At 37.6% G+C, this 20047-nt stretch carries 20 protein-coding genes; 11 read left to right on the forward strand and 9 right to left on the reverse strand.

The features are described from left to right. Positions 1–49: 49 nt before the first annotated feature. The 9 genes from PSE72_RS14480 to PSE72_RS14520 form a co-directional block, all read right to left on the reverse strand. Positions 50–1063, reverse strand: coding sequence for a sulfate ABC transporter substrate-binding protein (locus tag PSE72_RS14480; RefSeq protein WP_115168159.1), 1014 nt, complete (start codon positions 1061–1063; stop codon positions 50–52). 183 nt (positions 1064–1246) lie between these two features. Continuing rightward, positions 1247–2224: a 6-phosphofructokinase gene (gene pfkA / locus PSE72_RS14485; protein ID WP_004265237.1), complete on the reverse strand. Its 978-nt coding sequence runs from the start codon at positions 2222–2224 to the stop codon at positions 1247–1249. Positions 2225–2629: 405 nt separating this feature from the next. Further along, a complete protein-coding gene (locus tag PSE72_RS14490; protein ID WP_115168160.1) occupies positions 2630–3574 on the reverse strand; it encodes a phosphatidate cytidylyltransferase in 945 nt (314 codons plus the stop codon). Further along, on the reverse strand, positions 3571–4212 hold the full coding sequence (locus PSE72_RS14495) for a lysophospholipid acyltransferase family protein (protein ID WP_102140622.1): 642 nt from the start codon (positions 4210–4212) through the stop codon (positions 3571–3573). Before PSE72_RS14495 ends, PSE72_RS14490 begins: the two co-directional genes overlap by 4 nt. Positions 4213–4449: 237 nt before the next feature. Continuing rightward, positions 4450–5202, reverse strand: coding sequence for a M48 family metallopeptidase (locus tag PSE72_RS14500; protein WP_004907010.1), 753 nt, complete (start codon positions 5200–5202; stop codon positions 4450–4452). A gap of 226 nt (positions 5203–5428) precedes the next feature. Further along, entirely contained in the window at positions 5429–6010 is a 582-nt protein-coding gene (locus PSE72_RS14505; RefSeq protein ID WP_004907006.1) for a HutD/Ves family protein, read from the reverse strand. A gap of 81 nt (positions 6011–6091) precedes the next feature. Next, the gene (locus tag PSE72_RS14510; RefSeq protein ID WP_004265229.1) at positions 6092–6376 is read right to left on the reverse strand and encodes an addiction module antidote protein; all 285 of its coding nucleotides are present in this window, start codon (positions 6374–6376) and stop codon (positions 6092–6094) included. Further along, positions 6373–6675: a type II toxin-antitoxin system RelE/ParE family toxin gene (locus PSE72_RS14515; RefSeq protein ID WP_115168161.1), complete on the reverse strand. Its 303-nt coding sequence runs from the start codon at positions 6673–6675 to the stop codon at positions 6373–6375. Before PSE72_RS14515 ends, PSE72_RS14510 begins: the two co-directional genes overlap by 4 nt. 244 nt (positions 6676–6919) lie before the next feature. Beyond that, entirely contained in the window at positions 6920–7507 is a 588-nt protein-coding gene (locus PSE72_RS14520; protein WP_004907001.1) for a Spy/CpxP family protein refolding chaperone, read from the reverse strand. Positions 7508–7657: 150 nt separating this feature from the next. Between PSE72_RS14520 and cpxR the strand changes: the two genes are divergently transcribed. From cpxR to PSE72_RS14575, 11 genes are all read left to right on the forward strand, one after another. Continuing rightward, the gene (cpxR, locus tag PSE72_RS14525; RefSeq protein ID WP_004907000.1) at positions 7658–8356 is read left to right on the forward strand and encodes an envelope stress response regulator transcription factor CpxR; all 699 of its coding nucleotides are present in this window, start codon (positions 7658–7660) and stop codon (positions 8354–8356) included. Then, complete coding sequence (gene cpxA, locus PSE72_RS14530; protein WP_004906999.1) at positions 8353–9723, forward strand: envelope stress sensor histidine kinase CpxA; 1371 nt, start codon at positions 8353–8355, stop codon at positions 9721–9723. The genes cpxR and cpxA overlap by 4 nt, the downstream gene beginning before the upstream one ends. 482 nt (positions 9724–10205) lie before the next feature. Then, positions 10206–11645, forward strand: coding sequence for a capsule assembly Wzi family protein (locus PSE72_RS14535; protein ID WP_115168183.1), 1440 nt, complete (start codon positions 10206–10208; stop codon positions 11643–11645). A gap of 659 nt (positions 11646–12304) precedes the next feature. Then, the gene (rfbB, locus tag PSE72_RS14540) at positions 12305–13381 is read left to right on the forward strand and encodes a dTDP-glucose 4,6-dehydratase (RefSeq protein WP_217007841.1); all 1077 of its coding nucleotides are present in this window, start codon (positions 12305–12307) and stop codon (positions 13379–13381) included. Beyond that, positions 13378–14268 (forward strand): dTDP-4-dehydrorhamnose reductase, encoded by an 891-nt coding sequence (gene rfbD / locus PSE72_RS14545; protein WP_115168184.1) that lies wholly within the window; start codon positions 13378–13380, stop codon positions 14266–14268. The genes rfbB and rfbD overlap by 4 nt, the downstream gene beginning before the upstream one ends. Positions 14269–14287: 19 nt before the next feature. Further along, positions 14288–15169: a glucose-1-phosphate thymidylyltransferase RfbA gene (gene rfbA, locus PSE72_RS14550; RefSeq protein ID WP_217007843.1), complete on the forward strand. Its 882-nt coding sequence runs from the start codon at positions 14288–14290 to the stop codon at positions 15167–15169. Further along, on the forward strand, positions 15166–15705 hold the full coding sequence (gene rfbC / locus PSE72_RS14555; protein WP_217007844.1) for a dTDP-4-dehydrorhamnose 3,5-epimerase: 540 nt from the start codon (positions 15166–15168) through the stop codon (positions 15703–15705). Before rfbA ends, rfbC begins: the two co-directional genes overlap by 4 nt. Positions 15706–15884: 179 nt before the next feature. Continuing rightward, complete coding sequence (locus PSE72_RS14560; protein WP_217007845.1) at positions 15885–17489, forward strand: aldolase catalytic domain-containing protein; 1605 nt, start codon at positions 15885–15887, stop codon at positions 17487–17489. Beyond that, positions 17473–18129, forward strand: coding sequence for an HAD family hydrolase (locus PSE72_RS14565; RefSeq protein WP_115168185.1), 657 nt, complete (start codon positions 17473–17475; stop codon positions 18127–18129). The genes PSE72_RS14560 and PSE72_RS14565 overlap by 17 nt, the downstream gene beginning before the upstream one ends. Further along, positions 18126–18818, forward strand: a complete 693-nt coding sequence (locus PSE72_RS14570) for an acylneuraminate cytidylyltransferase family protein (RefSeq protein ID WP_115168186.1) — start codon at positions 18126–18128, stop codon at positions 18816–18818. The genes PSE72_RS14565 and PSE72_RS14570 overlap by 4 nt, the downstream gene beginning before the upstream one ends. Before the next feature lie 5 nt (positions 18819–18823). After that, positions 18824–20035 carry an oligosaccharide flippase family protein gene (locus tag PSE72_RS14575; protein ID WP_115168187.1) on the forward strand — a complete coding sequence of 404 codons (1212 nt, stop codon included), beginning with the start codon at positions 18824–18826 and terminating at the stop codon, positions 20033–20035. Positions 20036–20047: the final 12 nt, after the last annotated feature.

Raw genomic sequence — 20047 nt, forward strand, 5'->3', positions numbered from 1 at the left:
GAGCGAGTGCGTGCAGCCAACACCCCTACAAATTGAAATATGACGAGTATTAGCGTTGAATGATTTCGTCGAACACCCCTCCATTCGCAAAATGGGTTGCTTGCGCGGCTTGCCAGCCGCCAAAGCTGCCATCAACCGTCAGCAGTTTTAGTTCAGGAAACTGTTGTTGATATTTTTTGGCCACTTCGCTATTTCGTGGGCGATAGTAGTTTTTAGCTGCAATTTCCTGCCCTTGCGCAGAATAGAGGTGCTCTAGATAAGCTTCTGCAACCGCCCTGCGGTCACGTTTATCGACGGTTTTATCGACAACAGCGACGGTTGGCTCAGCGAGAATCGAAATACTTGGCGTCACAATTTCAAACTGTCCGCTTTCCCCTAACTCATTTATGGCTAATAACGCTTCATTTTCCCAAGCAATTAATACATCGCCGATACCACGTTCAACAAAACTATTGGTTGCGCCACGAGCCCCTGAATCGAGGACTTCTACATTTTGATACAGCTGTTTAACAAACTGCTTCGCTTTTTCAGAGTCTTGCTGGTTTTTATCTAATGCATATCCCCATGCTGCTAGATAATTCCAACGAGCTCCACCAGAGGTTTTCGGGTTGGGTGTCACCACAGAGACATCTTTGCGGACTAAATCGTCCCAATCTTTGATGTTTTTCGGGTTATCTTTACGAACTAGAAAGACGATAGTCGATGTATAAGGAGCTGAGTTATCGGGAAGTTTTTCTATCCAGTTTTTATCTATACGACCACTTTGTGCAATAGCATCAACATCATAGGCTAAAGCTAACGTCACAACATCGGCTTCTAACCCATTCACCACTGATATAGCTTGCTTACCTGAGCCACCATGAGACTGGCGAACAGTGACGGTATCCCCCGTTTTCTTTTGCCAATAATCACTAAATTCCTGATTATATTGCTGATAAAACTCACGAGTCGGATCATAAGACACATTCAACAATTGAATGTTTTTCGCCCATGTCCCTGTCGCTAACAGCAATAGCAATGCTGTCGTGAATTGTGATTTTTTTACCTGCCATGAACGTGTCATTTGCCTTCCCTCATTAAATTTGCGATAAGGAGAGGCTGACAGATAGCATCAATTACGGGAAATAATTAAAAAGAAAAACTTATAAGAATGAGGAATATATGAACAGAGTATTATCTGGAATACAGGATCAAACCTGCATAGCGGGAAATCACTATGCAGGAGAGATTTGCAATTATAGAGGGATTAGTACAGCTTCTTCGCCGTATCAAACCAATCCTTCTTAAAGACGCGCTTCATATTCATAACCGCATCAATAATGTCATGATGGACTAATTTTTCATTTTGAATACCCACACAGCGCCCGCCGTAGCCTTCCAACAGAAGTTGAATGGAATAAGCCCCCATGCGTGATGCTAAAATACGGTCATAAGCAACCGGAGAACCACCACGTTGGATATGACCAAGAACCGTTGCACGGGTTTCGTGGTGTGTTTCCTGCTCAATATATTTCGCTAATTCACCCACATCACAAACGTGTTCGGTAATAGCAACAATCGCATGGCGTTTGCCTTTTTCAATACCACGTTTGATTTCTGATAATAGTTCTTCGCGGTCAAAAGCCATTTCCTGCTCAGGTAACACTAAGAACTCACAGCCCCCAGCAATCGCAGCAGATAGCGTTAAATCACCACAGTAGCGACCCATTACTTCAACAATAGAAATACGTTTATGGGACGTCGAGGTATCGCGAAGGCGGTCAATAGCCTCAACAACTGTTTCAAGTGCAGTGAAATAACCGATGGTATAGTCTGTGCCAGCAACGTCATTATCAATCGTTCCCGGTAAACCAATACATGGGAACCCAGCTTCCGTCAGTGCTTTAGCCCCCAAATAAGAACCGTCACCACCAATAACAACTAATGCGTCAATATGATTTTTCTTCAGATTATCGAATGCGACAGCACGCACTTTTTCATCACGGAATTGTGGAAAACGAGCTGAGCCTAAGAAGGTACCACCACGGTTAATCATATCTGACACGCTATACCGGTCTAATTGCTTCATGCGGTTTTCATATAGGCCAAGGTACCCGTCAAAAATACCCATGACTTCTAAACCTTCACCTAATGCCGCGCGAACCACACCGCGGATCGCTGCATTCATGCCTGGCGCGTCACCACCACTCGTTAAAACCCCAATTCTTTTAATCTGCTTGACCATGATGACCTCTGATTAATGAACATAAAATTGCAAATCGATAAAACCGTTACGCTGCTAATCTTTTTAACGCTAATTACGCTGGCTTACTAGTGCTGAATTGATTCACCTAACAGCATAATACGGCAAAGAGTGAATTATGCATCTGCTTTCCATCAAGCTTTTATGTTTTATTGTGATCCAGTTTACATAATTCTAGCCGATCACCCCAATAGGTAAATCTTTCAATGCAAAAAAAGCCCTAGAGTACCAACTAAAGCGAATTACCCTAGTTGAATCTTAGTTTGAAATAAAAATTAAGTATTGATGATAACACTTAAATTCCTTCGATGCTGTACCTATAAAACAAAAGAAAAGCACCATTTGGTGCTCTTTTAATTAACGAACAAAAACGAAAATAAAATTGGCCTATGTATAGTAATAACGCGTTAAATGGAAAAAAATAGGCGCGGCAAAACACAATGAGTCAATGCGATCCAGCATGCCCCCATGTCCTTCAATAATCGCCCCAAAATCTTTAATACCACTATCACGCTTAATGGCTGACATACATAACCCTCCCACAAACCCCATAATGGTAATCGCTAATGACATCAGTCCCGCAACCCACCAGCTAAATGGAGTTACCCAGTAAAGGCAAATACCAATAAGCACTGAAGATAATACGCCGCCAATAAAGCCTTCAATGGTCTTGTTTGGGCTCAACTTAGGCACAATAGGCCGTTTACCCATTAACTTACCAAAAACATACTGCAACACGTCTGAAATTTGCGTCACAATAATCAAGAAAAGTAATAATTTTACGTTTTCGCCTTCATAACCTTGAATATTCAGCATCAACAACGCGGGTACATGGCTCAAACAGAAAACCGCCACCAACATTCCCCACTGAATTTTTGCTGTTCGCTCAAGAAAATGAAAGGTATCTCCCGCTAAAGCAATGCGAGTCGGCAAGAAAAGGAAGACAAAGACAGGCACAAAAATTGAAAATAACCCATACCATTCAATACCAACTAAGACATATTGCAATGGAATAAAAACAAAAAAGCACCAAAATAATGCTTCATGGTCACTGCGCCGTGTTGGCGTTAAGGTAATAAACTCTCTGAGTGCAAAGAACGATATCAGCGCAAATAAGATCACCACACCTATATTGCCAAGCACAACAGCCAGTACACAAATAATGCACATGACCCACCATGCACGAATACGCGCATTCAAATTATCAATAGTTGGGGTGCTTTTTTCACCTGAATAACGGTATGCAAGAATACCACCAATAACACTAGCAAATACCAGTATCCCAAAAACACCTGACAACAATAATACTAATTCCCTGTCCCCAATATTCATGGCATTAGCTCCTCAAGCGCTACTTTTGCTCGCTGCAAAAAGGCGATTTTATTTTCATTTTCCATAAGAGGCTCCAGAGGCTTACCAACGATGGCTGAACAAATCACCGGCACAACAAGCTTTGACCCCTTCGGTAACACACGATTTAAATTTTCCAAATAAACGGGAACAACTTCAACATCAGGGTATTTTTTCGCGAGATGGTAAAGCCCACTTTTAAATTGGCTTAAAGTTTCCCCATCACCACGTGTGCCTTCAGGAAAAAATATTAATGAATGCTTTGCCTCTAATACTGACTCTAAAGGAGCTAATGTATTATTTTGAGCTGGCTTATCACCTTTTCTATCGACCAATACCGCCCGAAAAACCTTATTAACTAAATAACGTCGAAACGGTGTTTTGACCCAATAATCTTTAGCGGCAACCGGGTGAACAAAATGACGCATTAACGGCGGTAACCCAGACCAAATAACCAAACCATCAAGATGGCTTGAATGATTGGCATAATAAATACGTGTGGTCATTGAAGGTTGGCACCCTACCCAACGAGTGCGAACACCTGTTAATAAACGGCAGGTTCCCGATAACAGCATGCCCATTCCCTTAGCTAAAAGAGAAATTCTCTGCACTTTTTCCATCTTTTTTCCTTGCTAACGTTTTATCAAACGAAAATTTGCAAAATTACGAAAAGACCTGAATATCGTTTAATTAACAAGATAGAGAGTCGGTTACAGGAGCACAACGGGATAAGTTCTGATTTGCAATATAAGAAAAGTAATATTGAGATAAATAGCAGGAAATACGTGATTGGTGTAGCAATATATCATCATATTACTACACCAAAATAACACTCAACTAACGTCAATAATTAAATATTATTTTTTGTCAGCGGCAATACGGTCACGGATGTTTTGTGCACGTTCGCTTGATGGTGGGTGAGAGTCAAACATGCTTGTCTCGCCGCTACCCATTTTCGCTAATTTTTCAAAACCAGTGACTAAACCGTCAGTTTTAACACCACGTTTTTTTAGTAAGTCATAAGAGAAGTTATCTGCTTCGCTTTCTTGGTGTTGAGAGAACTGTGAGTTAATCAGTTTTTCACCCAGAGCTGCAACTTGTGATGCACTCAGTTGTTCTACAACGCCACCCGCTGATGCTGCGGCAGTACGTGCAGCAACTGCCGCATAAGCAACTTGCATTGCTTTACGTGTATGACCTAATGCAACGTGGCCCATTTCATGACCCAGAACGCCTTCAACTTCGTTATCGTTCATCACATCCATCAGGCCGCTATATACACGCACACAACCATTTGCCATTGCCCATGCGTTGACATCGCTAGTCAGATAAACTTTATAGTTTACTGGAGTACCATCAACTTCGTTACCCAGTGCTTTTGCAATTTTGTCTAAGCGTTTCGCATACTTGCTAGACGCTGGAGCAATTTTGTTTTGCGCATCCATTTCTTTACAAGATTGGTCACTTAATTGTTTAACATCAGAGTCAGTCAGTGTCGCAGCTTGGAATAATTGCATGCCTGAGTTAGTCAACATCCCTTGGTCTAAATTTTTACAACCCGTTAAAATGACAGCAGAAACAGCAACTGCCACAAGCGCTTTCATCTTCATAGAACATTTTTCCTTTAGTATATATAGGTATTATTTTTTAATGACGCTAAAGACTATAAATTCTGCGAAAAATAACAATAGGAATAAAGCCATAATTATCCAATATATGAATTTGATAACGTTTTTATTAAAATTGCAAAATAGACAGAATATTATTCCAATAATAGGTACACATACAGATTGCATGCAAATGGCCATTAGGGCAATGGCCAAAAAATCACTCTAACTACTTAATAAATAACTCAATAACACAAAAATCATTTTCTGTATTCTTTTCAACAATAAATTGCAGAGCTTCTCGATTTTCTTTAATTAATAGAGTGTCAAATGGCTTTAAATAAAAGGAATCTGAATTAATTTTCATACTCAAACGAGGTGTAATATTAAAAATTAAGATCTCACTAGCCCCACTCACCCAAGAATTAATGAACGCAGTATTCACCCATTGTAAGCGAGCCTGATATTTTTCAGGGTTATAGATGACATTAAAATCACGAATTGCACCTTGAACGAGTTCCGCATAAACCTCGCTTTCCCCATTAAAAGCAAAAAATTCTTTTTGCTGTAAGGTCACCGCCGGTTTCTTATCTACATGCAAAATAAGTCCTTCTCCTTCCAATACACCAATAATACGTTGCCGATTTTGGAAAAAGGAAAACGAGCCCGCCGTTTTAACATCTGCTATTGACACTCGCCAATCAAAATCATCTAAACCTTCACCATGGCTGCGCGCCAATTCAAGTGTCGACCCTTGGCCATTTTTCCAAGGCATATTGCGATAATCTTGCGTCGTTAATATCTGAGTCATAAGGTGAACCCTACTTTGGTGGATACATTATTTTTATAGTTAGCTTATCTAATGGCTAACCTAATCATAGATAAGCTATTTTTAGATACTCTTAAACTGTAACTTTAATCCGAGAGAATTAACGATTTTTATAATCGTCATAAATGTTGGATTTCCCTGTCCTGATAGTGCCTTATATAAACCTTCACGACTCATTCCAACTTCTTTAGCTAATTGACTCATATTTCTTGCCTTTGCAATATCACCAAGTGCAGCGAGAACTAGACTAGGGTCACCTTCTTCTAGAATTTCGTTTAGATACATTTGTATTTCTTCTTCACTGTTTAAATACTCAGCGATATCAAATTCTTTTAATTTAGTATTCATAGTTCCCCCTCAACTTCACCAAAAAGGAGTTTAGCTTTATGGATATCTTTCTGCTGCGTTGCCTTTGTTCCACCACAAAGTAAAATTATAATAACATTGCTTTTCTGCTTTAGATAAACACGATACCCTTGTCCTTCATGTACCCTCAGTTCCGAAAAGCCATCACCAATGGGTTGCACATCACCATAATTCCCATTCTTTAACCGCCTAATTCTCATTAGAATTTTAGTTTTAGCTCGAATATCTCTAAGGTTTTTAATCCAACTATCAAAACATTCCGTTGTTAGAACCGTGATCATAAGACTGCTCCTTGTCTTTATGTTTTTATCTTAGCAATCTTCGTTTAGTTGTCAACTATAGTTAACAAACATGAATAAAAGACTAGTTTAGAAATAAAAAAAAAGCCCCTAAAAGGGGCTATAAAAGACAGGGATGGTGTCTATGGCAAGGAAAAACTTCACTTATTGCTACTTCACTACTTACTATGGAACTCAGGATATAAAATTAACTAACTTGCATTACTACAGGTACTAACAACTAAACTTACTGAAACTGCATCGCTTGAAATTCTGCCATTTTATGCTGATTCATTTCTTGTTGGTGAATGTGTTCAAGCTCTGTTTTCTGTTCTGGCGTTAACAACTGGTACAATTCATGATGAATTCGAGCCATTTCAACACGTTGTTCCAGTTCTTTTTGCATTCGTTTTTCAAGTTCTTCACGAACCGCTTTGTCATCAAAGCTATCCGCTATAATTAATTTGTGCAGTGCTTCACGTTCTTTAACTAAAGCAGAGTTATCAACATGATAATGGCGCTGTGTTGCCATTAAATCACGTAATTGCTGACGCTGTTTTTCATTTAACGTGATACCATTAAACATAAAGGTACTGGCACGTTCTTCACTGCTAAATAACTCATGATGTTGAAAGGGCACAACCGCATTGCCTGTTGGCTTAGTCGTTGGCTCGGACTGCATCTGTAACATCAAAGGTGTTGAACTTTCATTTGCAGCACTTTGTGGCTCTTCTGCAAAAGCAACCGCTGGTCCGAACACAAACGCAGAAGCTAAAACTAACATTGCGGTTTTATGTACTGTATTATGTACTTTGCTATGTGTTGTTCTCAGCATTTGACACCTTGTCTCCGAACTGTGCTCGTGATTCAATGTGAACAAATATACACCTGTGGCTGCAAACTAGCGTCAGAGCATGTAAAAGAACGTAAAGTCATGGAATCGTACAGATTGTTATCGTATTTTGGCAGTTGGAGGACTTAAAAAATGCATAAAATCCTATTAGTTGATGACGACCGTGAACTCACGTCGCTGTTAAAAGAACTGCTGGAAATGGAAGGTTTCAATGTTGTCATCGCCTATGATGGTGAACAGGCATTACAGCAAATTGACTCATCCATTGACCTGTTACTACTTGATGTCATGATGCCGAAAAAAAATGGTATTGAGACATTAAAAGAACTGCGCCAAATCCATCAGACCCCTGTTATCATGTTAACGGCTCGCGGTAGTGAGTTAGATAAGGTTCTGGGCCTAGAACTCGGTGCAGACGACTATCTACCTAAACCGTTCAATGACCGTGAACTGGTAGCACGTATTCGTGCTTTATTACGCCGTTCTAACTGGAGCGAGCAAACTCAAGGCGACAATAGCAATACCCCTGTTTTACAAGTTGATAAACTGCAACTTAACCCAGGTCGCCAAGAAGCCAGCTTTGATGAGGAAATTTTGGACTTAACAGGGACAGAATTTACGTTGTTATATCTACTCGCACAGCACCTAGGCCAAGTGGTTTCTCGTGAACACCTTAGCCAAGAAGTACTTGGGAAGCGCTTAACACCGTTTGACCGTGCTATTGATATGCATATTTCAAACTTACGCCGCAAACTTCCAGAACGCACTGATGGCCAGCCGTGGTTTAAAACTCTACGTGGCCGCGGATACTTAATGGTTTCTGCCACATGATCAACAGCTTAACCGCAAGGATCTTTGCGATCTTCTGGTTTACCCTCGCACTAGTATTAATGCTAGTGCTGATGGTGCCCAAGCTCGACTCTCGGCAAATCACCGTCCTGATGGAAAGTGAACAACGCCAAGGGGAGATGCTTGAGCAGCATATTGAAGCCGAACTCGCACAAGCTCCGATGAATGACCTACTTTGGTGGCGGCGTATTTCTAACGCTATCAAAAAATGGGCACCTCCCGGCCAACGGTTGATTATCGTCACCAGTGAAGGCCGTGTGATTGGTGCAATGCCAAGTGAAATGCAGGTAATACGTAACTTTATTGGGCAGTCCGATAACGCGGATCACCCGAAAAAGAAAAAATATGGACGAGCCGAAATCCTCGGTCCTTTCTCCATTCGTGATGGGGAAGACCACTACCAACTATATTTAGTTCGCCCAGCAAGCAGCCCACAATCTGACTTTATTAATTTATTGTTTGATAGGCCTTTCTTATTACTGATTGCCACCATGCTGATCAGTGCTCCACTATTATTATGGTTATCTTGGAGTCTCGCCCGCCCTGCTCGTAAATTAAAAATGGCCGCGGACGATGTAGCGAAAGGAAATTTACGTCCACACCCAGAACTAGAAGCCGGTCCGCAAGAGTTCTTGTCTGCGGGAAATAGCTTTAACCAGATGATCAGTGCCCTTGATGGTATGGTTAGCGCGCAGCAACGCTTAATCTCTGATATTTCTCATGAATTACGCACTCCACTGACTCGTTTGCAACTGGCAACCGCCTTATTGCGCCGTCGCCATGGGGAAAGTAAAGAGCTAGAACGCATCGAAACCGAGACCCATCGCCTAGATAGCATGATTAACGATTTACTGGTGTTATCCCGCAGCCAGCATAAAAACGAAATCTTGCGTGAGAATATCAAAGCCGATGAACTTTGGGGTGATATCCTAGATGATGCTAGCTTTGAAGCTGAGCAAATGAACAAAACGCTCGAAGTCACTTCTCACCCAGGGCCTTGGCCGTTATATTGCAACCCTTCTGCCGTCGGTAGTGCATTTGAAAATATTGTGCGTAACGCATTACGTTATTCGCATACACACATTGCCGTTGATTTCAAAGAAGAAAATAACGGTATTCTCATCACCGTCGATGATGATGGCCCCGGTGTTAGCCCTGCTGACCGCGAGCACATTTTCCGCCCATTCTACCGCACTGATGAAGCTCGAGACCGAGAAACAGGCGGTACTGGTTTAGGCCTTGCAATTGTTGAAACCGCCATAACACAACATAAAGGTTGGGTGAAAGCGGATGACAGCCCATTAGGTGGTTTAAGGTTACAAATCTGGCTACCTGAACACGGCCGATAAATTAGCTTTATTCATTACCAATAACCCCCTTTCTTTTTATTAAAGAAGGGGGGTTATTTTTTTAATCAACATCTACCTACCATTATTAATAGAGAATAGTCCTATATTGCCTCTAAAAACAACAATTCCTAAATACCCGACCAATATAAAACTCTATTTTTATACTATTTAACCCATAAAAAAAGAATAATAGAGAGGAATACTTAAAATTAACCATGTGGTAATCCAAAAAAAAGTATATCGTTTTATATCTTAATATGTTACTAACTTCTACACCGACTATATTAATCTGATATTCTGTTTTACTTAGTTAAAGTGTGATAATTGATATTAACAGAAAGCACAGAAGCCCAACTCAATGCAAATTAAGATACTTATAATGTGGGCTGATAATAATCATATTTTAACTTTATTTAATTTACAGGTTTTCCCTTATTAACCTGTTCAATATTAGGCGAACTCAACTTCAAATGGATTTATCAATGAAAAAATTCAAGCTCACTAAGCTAGCCATACTTGCTGTGTTCGGCGCCATAAGTGCACAAAGCGTTGCGGGGGGATTAGTTCTACCCGATAACAACTTACGCAGTGATCTTGCTTGGCTTTCTGAACGTAACGTCATCCAAATTAGCTTATCAACTTGGCCACTATCCCAAGAAGAAATCACACGTTCTTTAAATAATGCAAATATTACTAATAGCGAACAAGAAGTCATTATTCAGCGCATTAAAAAGAACCTTGACCGTAAGAAAAACAGCGTTCAACTAGAAACTCACCTTGCATCTAGCCACAACTCTATGCCACAGGGCTTTGCCCAGAGTGAATATAGTGATATTCGCTATACCGTTTCAGGTAACTACAGCACTGACGACGTAGACTTAAACCTCACCGCAAATGGCGAACGTGCTTTACGCGTTGAAAATGGTTCTGACTACAACCTCAATGGCTCATATGGTGGTGTAAAAATTTGGAACCAATGGGTATCCTTTGGTGAAATCCCACAATGGTGGGGACCGGGCCACGATGGTAGCTTAATTCGTACCGATGCGGCTCGCCCTGTTACTGGCTTCTTAATTCAACGTGCTGACCAAAGCCCATTTGAAACTCCATGGCTTTCTTGGATTGGTTCGTGGCAATACCAACTCACCGCAGGGCAAATCAAACAATATTCTTCCCAACCCAACACTAAACTGATTGGTTTACGCATGACCATGAACCCAACTGACTTCTTCGAACTCGGTGGTTCTCGCGTAGTCATGTGGGGAGGCGATGGCCGCCCTAATAACTGGAACTCTTTCTGGAACGCGATGGGCGGTAGGGATAATACTGGTGACTATAACGATGACCCAGGCAACCAACTCGCAGGTTTAGACTTTAAACTGAAACTTTACCCGTTAATCGACCTACCTGTCAGCCTATATGGCCAAATGGTCGGTGAAGATGAAGCCAACCTTTTCCCATCGAAAAACGCCTTTATGGGTGGTATCGAAGGTTATCACACACTATGGGGCCAGCCATTAAATTGGTATATTGAAGGTGCGAACACCCATACTGAGTGGGACAAAGACGGCGTAATGTATCGCCACTTTATCTACAAAAATGGTTATTACCAACAAGGTGCATCACTAGGCCATGCGATGGGCGGCGACGGGCGCATGCTCACCACCAAAGTGGAATACACTCTCGATGATGACAACCGCGTCAGTTCTCGCTTGATGTACGCGAAAGTGAATAAATCTAACTTTGATGGCAACAAGTTGTTCCCTAAATCAGAAACCATCAAAGGCGTTGATTTCGGTTGGTGGCATAACTTTGACAATGACGTCAGCACTGATGCGAAAGTTTGGGTATCTAAAACTGATTACGAAACACGCAATGATTTAGGCGCCGCCGTTACGGTAAACGTGCCGTTTAAGTGGTAGTTAGCAGATATTAAGCATATTTTATCAAAAACGGGTTATGTTTTTAGCATAATCCGTTTTTTTATCCCTCGAACATGATTATTCTAGCCAAAAATACGCCATTCATATAATCCCTTATAACAACCAAGTTAATTAATATAATCAATTAAGCATTTTATTAATCTATTCCTACACGGAATTCGGATAAATATAGAAATATTAGGATCTGGCTTTTATTGAACCCACACTAAAAGCAATGATATACAAGGAATAACTTAACTTAAATATTTAATCGCGTACAAAGCGTAAGAATAGGATTATAACCTAATAATTTAAAATAACTTATTCTATTGGTGATTGTGTTAGGACTATTCTCTAACGCTATCGCAGTGATAGTCAGTAACTAGCTTTAATGGTATTATTAATCGCTTTTTACTTGACCAAATAAATGCTGAGGCATACCCTTTGGCGGTAAAAAAACAATAAGCTTTGCTTATCAATTGAGCAAATTAGCAAAAAATGCAATGTTTTCAATTGATAAGTATGCATTTACAAATTCAATGGTGCTCTGGGACCCGACAACCCAGTGCGGTAGCTATGGGTGTTATTAATAATTAACACCTTAAAAGTTAACTATAGACCACTTTTAATTTATTACTTATTTAATAACAAGGTTCTCAGTGAAAATATTCGTGACTGGTGGCGCAGGCTTTATTGGTTCTGCTGTTATTCGCCATATTATTAATAATACTAACGACAGTGTTGTTAATATTGATAAATTAACTTATGCAGGAAATTTAGAATCTTTAGCATCAATTTCTGAAAGCCCCAACTATATATTTGCTCAAGCCGATATTTGTGATTCTGCAGTCATTAAACAACTCTTTGATCTGCACCAACCCGATGTGGTGATGCACTTAGCAGCTGAATCCCATGTTGACCGCTCTATCGATGGCCCAAGTGAATTTATTCAAACGAATATTATCGGTACCTATACTTTATTAGAAGCGGCTCGCCACTATTGGAACCAATTGCCTACCGATAAAAAATCAGCCTTCCGCTTCCACCATATTTCAACCGATGAAGTTTACGGCGACCTTGAATCAACAACTGACCTATTCACTGAAACCACTTCTTATGCACCGAGCAGCCCATATTCTGCATCTAAAGCATCCAGCGACCATTTAGTCCGTGCATGGCAACGTACTTATGGGCTACCAACCATTGTGACTAACTGTTCTAACAACTATGGTCCTTATCATTATCCAGAAAAACTGATCCCGCTTATTATTTTAAATGCTTTAGAAGGTAAGCCATTACCTGTTTATGGTAATGGGCAGCAAATTAGGGACTGGTTATATGTAGAAGACCATGCAAGGGCACTATACAAAGTTGTCACCGAGGGCAAAATTGGTGAAACTTATAATATTGGTGGCCATAACGAAAAAGCCAATATTGATGTGGTTAAAACAATCTGCAGCACCCTCGATAAATTAGTACCAAATAAACCGAATGGTATTAATCACTATGAAGAGTTAATTACTTATGTAACCGACAGACCAGGTCATGACCTCCGTTACGCCATTGATGCTACAAAAATTAAAAATGAGCTGAACTGGGTACCAGAGGAAACATTTGAAACTGGGCTTCGTAAAACAGTGGAATGGTATTTAACGAATGGTGAGTGGGTAGAAAATATAAAAAATGGTAGTTATCAATCATGGGTTCAACAACATTATGGAGATAGTAAGAAATGAAAATCTTGCTTCTCGGTAAGAATGGCCAAGTAGGGTGGGAACTACAACGAGCTTTATTACCACTAGGTGAATTAATTGCCTTAGATAGACACTCGAAGGACTATTGTGGAGATTTATCTAAGCTTGATGATCTAGAAAAAACTATAGAGTTGTTAAAACCGGATGTTATTGTCAATGCTGCGGCTTATACCGCTGTAGATAAAGCAGAAAGTGAGCCCGAATTATCTCAACTAATCAATAGTGAAGCTGTAAAAGTTTTAGCTCAGTCCGCTCAGAAAATTGATGCGCTGTTAGTTCATTATTCAACTGACTATGTCTTTTCTGGAGAAGGTGAACATTTTTGGCAAGAAGGCGATGAAACTGCAGCGTTAAATATATACGGTCAAACAAAGCTAGATGGTGAAAAATACATTCAGCAGTATTGTTCCAATCATCTAATCTTTAGAACCAGTTGGGTTTACTCTACTTATGGTAATAATTTTGCAAAAACAATTCTTAATTTAGCCAAAAAGAGAGAGATATTATCAGTTATCAATGACCAATATGGCGCCCCCACAGGTGCTGAATTGATCGCTGATTGCACGGCGATTGCTATAGTCCAAACGTTACTGGATAAAAACAAATGCGGTGTGTACCACTTAGTCTCTTCTGGTTCAACCAACTGGTATCAATATACTAAATTAGTCACACAAGAAGCACAAATAAATGGTATAGAATTAGCTTTGAGGGAATTAGATGCTATTCCAGCAACCGATTATCCCCTACCGGCCAAACGCCCATATAATTCAAAGATGAATAACAACAAATTTAAAAAAACATTCAATACTGAATTACCAAATTGGGAATTAGGTGTTAAACGCTTAATTAAAGAATTATCAATTAAATAAGAATTTGTAGAATATAAAAATGGAAAAAACGTATAAAGGTATTATCTTAGCAGGCGGTTCAGGAACTCGTTTATATCCAGTAACTATGGCAGTAAGTAAACAACTGCTACCTGTTTATGATAAACCAATGATTTATTATCCATTAAGTACACTGATGCTAGCTGGCATCCGAGATATTCTAATTATTAGTACCCCGCTAGATACCCCTCGCTTTCAACAATTATTAGGTGATGGCAGTCAATGGGGGTTAAATTTAGAATATAAAGTACAAGAAAGTCCTGATGGGCTAGCACAAGCATTTATTATCGGCGAAGAGTTTATTGGTAATGATAATTGTGCCCTTATTCTTGGTGATAATATTTTCTACGGACACGACCTGCAAAATCAACTTGAAAAAGCGACTAAGAAAGAGTCCGGTGCGACTGTTTTTGCTTACCATGTAAATGACCCAGAACGGTATGGCGTTGTTGAATTTAATGAAACTGGTACCGCTATCTCTTTAGAAGAAAAACCTAAAAAACCTAAAAGTAATTATGCGGTTACTGGCCTATATTTTTATGATAACACAGTTATTCAGCTTGCAAAAAACCTGCAACCATCAGAACGCGGTGAATTAGAAATCACCGATATTAATCGCCTTTATCTTGAACAAGGCAACTTATCAGTAGCAATGATGGGTCGCGGTTATGCATGGTTAGATACAGGAACGCACCAAAGCCTAATTGATGCAGGTAATTTTATTCAAACATTAGAAGAACGCCAAGGTTTAAAAGTTGCTAGCCCTGAAGAGATTGCTTACAGAAAAGGGTTTATCACAGCTGATGACGTTAAAAAGCTGGCAAAACCTTTATCCAAAAATTCCTATGGCCAATACTTACTAAAAATGGTTAAAAACAAATGAAAATTACCCCAACTGAAATTTCTGATGTATTAATTATTGAGCCGAAAGTATTTGAAGATGAGCGTGGTTTTTTCTTTGAAAGTTTTAATCAAAAAAAATTTGATGAAGCAGTTGGCTACCATGTAAATTTTGTACAAGACAATCATTCAAAATCAGTAAAAGGTGTACTCAGAGGGTTACATTATCAAGAAGAACCCTATGCACAGGGGAAATTAGTAAGATGTGTTGTTGGAGAAGTATTTGATGTTGCTGTTGATATCCGAAAAGAGTCACCAACCTTTGGTAAATGGGTAGGGGTCAATTTATCAGCCGAAAATAAACGTCAATTATGGATACCTGAAGGTTTTGCACATGGTTTTTTAGTTTTAAGTGAAATAGCTGAGTTTAATTATAAAACAACTAATTATTACCATACACAAAGTGAAAAGTGCATAAGATGGGATGATATAAACTTAAGCATTAAATGGCCTCTATACAGTGCACCAATCTGCTCAGAAAAAGATAATCAAGGTATCCAATTCAATAAGTTATTATAGAAATACAATTGAAGTCATTCTAACGGTTAATTTTAGTACATAAGTATAGTTGCAATTCAAATAACAATAAGAGCAAAACTCACAAGTAATTGTAACTACAATATTTACATATAAACTCATAGTATACATACTTTACGATAATTGTATGTATTATTAAAAATAAACTTAAGGGATTCGCCATGAAAATTCTTGATTGTACACTACGTGATGGTGGTTACTATAATAACTGGGATTTTGAACCACATGTTGTAAAATCTTACCTTCAAGCCGTAGCAAAAGCTAAAATTGACTATGTTGAGTTAGGCTTACGAAACTTTCCTCAAAATCAATTTTTAGGGGCATATGCATATACAACAGAATCTCATCTTGCTACACTTGATCTACCTGAAGGTCCTATATATGGTGTCATGATTGATGCAAAAACTATTCTTTCAGCTCCCCATTCTATTGAAGAGGCTATTGACATACTATTTATACCTTCAGAAAAAAGTAAAATTCAGCTTGTAAGAGTTGCCGCACATTTTCATGAAGTAGAACAAAGTGAAAGAATAGTAAAAAAATTAAAATCCCTGGGATATATGGTTGGGTATAATTTAATGCAAGCGGGAGGTAAACCAGATTCAGTTATTGCAGAGAAATCATCAATAGCTGCATCATGGAATATGCTGGATGTATTATATTTTGCCGATTCATTAGGAAATATGGATACTAATGAAGTAAAACGAATTGTCAAAGCAATAAGAAGCAAATGGAAAGGACCATTAGGTATCCATACCCATGACAATATGAATAAAGGGTTAGAAAATACCTTAACAGCATATAGTGAAGGAGTTGAGTGGTTAGATTCAACAATAACAGGAATGGGCAGAGGGGCTGGCAACACTCAAACTGAATATTTGCTATCTATCATTAAAAATAGTAATTCAAAATATAATGCAAAACCAATCTTTGAATTAGTAGTACGTTATTTTGAGCCCATGCAAAAACAATATGGCTGGGGAAGTAGCCTTCTCTATTTCCTTGGCGCACAAAATGATATTCACCCGACCTATATCCAAAACTTGCTATCCAATCCTCATTATGGTAAGGACGAGATTGTTGGTGCAATAGACTATTTAAGCCAATTAGAAGGAACTACATCATACAATGGCTCCATACTTGATACAGCTATTAATTTCTCAAGTAGCAACCAAAAGATGATACATAGTAAAAGCGATATAACTAATATTTTTGAAGGAAAAAATATTCTAGTACTTGCAAATGGCCCTAGCATAAAAAAATATTCAAGCGCACTTTGCCAATACATAAAAAAAACAAACCCAATAGTTATATCCGTTAATATAATTGATGAAATTCCAGAAGAATTAATTAACTATTATATAATATCTCACAATTCAAAATTCTTATCTGATTCCAAACGATATGAAATGATTAAAAAACCCATAATTCTTCCCAAAAATAGATTTACACCCTCAGAATTAAAATTACTTCAACATAACTCTATTCTAAATTATGGATTGGTAATTGAAAAAAACACATTAGAAATTAAAGATGATTATGTAATATCCCCATATGATGTTACAGCATCTTACACTATGGCACTATTAACTGTAGCTAATGCCAAGAATATAACATTAGCAGGTTTTGATGGATATGAAAAAGAAGATAATAGACAGCAAGAAATGATTGATATATTCAATAAATTTGATTCATTAAAAGTAAAGTCAATCACTCCAACAATATACCCTATTTCAAAAGGTTCCTTATATGCCATCTACCCATAATTATAGTACCTATATTTTTGATTGTGATGGGGTTATTTTAGACTCAAACAAATTAAAAATAGATGCTATGAATAGGGTATTAAATAATATTACTGAACAGTCAGCCTTAGTGGCTGATTGTATTGACTATTTCAAAAACAATTTTGGAAAATCAAGATTTCATCATGTCCAAATATTTGTAGAACATATATTATTAATACCTAAAAAACAAAGAGAACAGTTTAAAAATTTAATTCTTAATGACTATTCTGCATTATGTAAAGAATTATACTTAAACTCTAGCTTAACCCCAGGCTTTTATGAATTTATAAATAGCTTAAAAGGAAAAAAGTATGTAGCAAGTGGCTCTGAAGAAAAAGAATTACAGCTAGTGTTTAAAGAAAAAAATTTAAGCACTTACTTCGATGGTATATTTGGTTCTCCATCTAGAAAATCCGACATTGTCAAATCTATTATTGAAAAAAACAATAGTAAGACATATATTATGTTTGGTGATTCGCTATCAGACCTATCCGCCGCTATAGAAAATAATATACAATTTATTGGTTATACACCGTATTCTAATGTTACCTCCCTATTAATTAAAAAATGTGAAGAGAATAACTTTCAAACCATTAGTAATTGGAGTGAGTTAAATTGATAACAGCATTTCTTCCATGCCGTAAAGGCAGCCAAAGAATTAAAGATAAAAATGTAAAAATTTTTGCTGGAGTATCTGGTGGGCTACTCGAAATAAAATTAAAGCAGCTTTTAGCTTGTAAGGAAATAGATAAAATAATTGTATCTTCAAATGATGATAGAGTTTTATCTTTTTCTAATAAAATCAATCATTCAAAAATTATTATAGATGAAAGGCCAGAGCATTTAGGTAATAGTCAAACAACTACAGATGAATTAATTAAGTATGTACCTACCATAATAAAAGAAGGCTCTATTCTTTGGACTCATGTGACCTCCCCATTTGTTACTAGTGAGATTTATACAAATTTAATTAATACTTATAAAGAAAAATTTTTAGAAGGTTATGACTCTTTACTAACAGCAAAAAAAATCCAAAGTTTTTTGTGGAATTCAAATGAACCTATAAATTATGACAGAAACATTGAAAAATGGCCAAGAACACAGACTATAGAACCAATTTATGAGGTCGATAGTGCCGCATTTATTGCATCACTAGATATATATAAGAAACACAATGACCGCATAGGATTAAAACCTTTTATATATGCTCAAGGAGCCTTAGACTCTATAGATATTGATTGGCCAGAGGATTTTACTATCGCAGAGAAGATATTTGAGTATAAAACAAATAAACACAAAGAGAGCTAAGCCAAGTGCATCTTCCAAAAGTAGCTAAAAATACAATTATATATATAATTGGAGATATAGTTACAAAATCAATACCTTTTTTATTATTACCTATAGTAACTCATTATCTAACTCTAGAAGAGTATGGCCAAGTTAGCTTCTATCTAACTATCATAGAGATTTTAACAATCTTTGTCATAATGGGGGGGCAAAACTACTACCGCTATATATTTTTTTCCACTGAAAATAGGAATGGAATCATTTTCATTCCCTTTTTTCTTTCATCTATATTTTTTCTGATCTTTCAAATTCCGTTATTTTTATATGATGTATTTATAGAGAGCATCGGTAGTTATGTATTTTTACCTACCGTTGCCTTCGGGCAATCTATCTGCGCATTAATAATTTGTAAATTTCAAATGGAAGAGAATCCTATAGGTGTAACTACTATAAATATATCCTTAGCTATTGTGTCTTTTATTTCAACAATAATACTGCTACTAAATGGATTTGGCCTAGAAGGTAGAACTATATCTATAATTATTACACCGGTTCTTATTGGTTGCATTCTAACAATAATTCTACTAAAAAAAGAACATTATTCATTTACAATTATACAAAACCATTTTTACAACTCCCTTAGTTTTGGTGCAAAATCACTAACGACTAGTTTAAGTTGGTGGTTACGTTCGGGAATGGATAGGGTTATTATTCAGCAAATATTAGGTGCTTCTATATTAGGTTTATACGCAATAGCTATACAATTATCTATGGTAATAAGCGTTGTATCTCTAGCATTTAATGTCAGTATTATGCCAAAAATTTTTAGTTTAGTAAGAGAGAAAAAGAAAAAGGTACTTTTAAAATTAATTTTAAGCTCAACTTTAATTATTATATTATTCTCTACAATATTTATCATTTTAGCGCCATATTTAATCGGCTATATTTTACCTCCACAATACTCTAATTCAGTTATTTTGTTAACTCCGATAGTGTGTGGTATTGTTTTACATTTTATTTTCCTATCTTTATGCAATATTGTCACGGCTATGGGAAAACCTGGTACATTATCAGTTATTACAATCGCAGGATCTTTCATACATATTCTTTTATCCTATACTCTAGCAAAAAATATTGGCATTAATGGCATTATTTGGAGTTCTACAATTTCTTATTTAATCTCAATTATACTAATGATTCTAATTTTCTTCAATAAAACAAGCATTAAGGTAGCATAATGTGTTGCTTAT

The organism is Providencia sp. PROV116 (assembly GCF_028482485.1).
Lineage (GTDB): Bacteria > Pseudomonadota > Gammaproteobacteria > Enterobacterales > Enterobacteriaceae > Providencia > Providencia rettgeri.